General features: G+C 64.3%; 1 protein-coding gene. It reads right to left on the bottom strand.

All coding sequences use genetic code 11. The features are described from left to right. A partial coding sequence (locus J4F42_22720; GenBank protein MCE2488337.1) for an alpha/beta fold hydrolase occupies positions 1-1,124 on the bottom strand: 1,124 nt, incomplete at its 3' end. Positions 1,125-1,153 lie beyond the last annotated feature (29 nt).

The raw sequence follows: 1,153 nt of genomic DNA, 5'->3' as shown, positions 1-1,153 counted from the left end.
TCTTCCATTGACGCAAAATGCCCTCCGGCCGGCATGACCGTCCAGCGCTGGAGGTTATAGTACTGCTCGGCCCACTTGCGGGGCAGCAGCACGACATCTTTGGGAAACACCGCCACGCCGGTTGGCGCACCGATCACCGGCCGCTGGTCGTGCGACGGCTGCCACAGGTTGTGGGCGGCCTCGTAATAATAGCGGGCCGAGGCGCCAAAACTCTGGGTCACCCAGTACAGGGTCATGGTCGTCAGCAGCTCGTCCTTGCTGAAGCGTTTTTCCACCTCGCCGTCGCAGTCGCTCCAGGTGCGGCGTTTCTCCAAAATCCAGGCGCACAGCCCGACCGGCGAGTCGTTGAGCCCATAGGCCAGGGTCTGAGGCTTGGTCGTTTGCAGCGCCACATAGCCGGTCTCGGCGGTCAGAAAGTGCATGCTGCGCTCATACCAGCCCTCTTCGCCGGGACCGTACAGGGCCGGGTCGAGCATATCCGTCAGGGGGGCGGAAAAGGCGTTGAGGGCGATCATGACATGGGTATGCACGCCAATGACGCGGTCGGCGTACTTGTGGCCGAGCTGGGCGGCAATCGCCGCCCCCCAGTCGCCGCCCTGAGCCGCAAAGCGGTTGTAGCCCAACACATCCTGCATCAGGCTGACCCACAGGTCGGCCGTCCGCCAGTAGTTGATGCCGGGCACGCCGAGCGGTGAGGAAAAGCCATAGCCGGGCAGAGACGGCACGACCACGTCAAAAGAGTCGGCCGGGTCGGCGCCAAACGCGGCCGGGTCGGCCAGCGGACGGATGACCTTGTTGAGATCCCAGAAGGTCCACGGCCAGCCGTGGTTGAGGATGATCGGCATCGGCTGTGGACCCTTGCCGGGCTCGTGGATGAAGTGGATCGGAATGCCCTCAATCGTCGTCCGATAGTGCGAGAAGGCGTTCATCGCGGCTTCGTGCTCGCGCCAGTCGTAGTGTTCGATCCAGTAGGCCACCAGCTCCCTGAGGTAGGCGCCGTTGGTGCCGTAGGCCCACTCATCGTTGGCAAAATCCTCGGCCCAACGGGTGCGGGTCAGGCGCTCGCGCAGGTCGCTCAAGACCTCGTCCGTGATATGGACCGTAAACGGCTGTGTGGTGCTCATGTGCCTCTCCTGTTCGCCGCCGGGCCGGC

The organism is Desulfurellaceae bacterium, assembly GCA_021296095.1.
GTDB lineage: Bacteria > Desulfobacterota > Binatia > Bin18 > Bin18 > JAAXHF01.
Note: the sequence above shows the minus strand (reverse complement) of the source record. Positions and strands in the feature narration are given on the sequence as shown.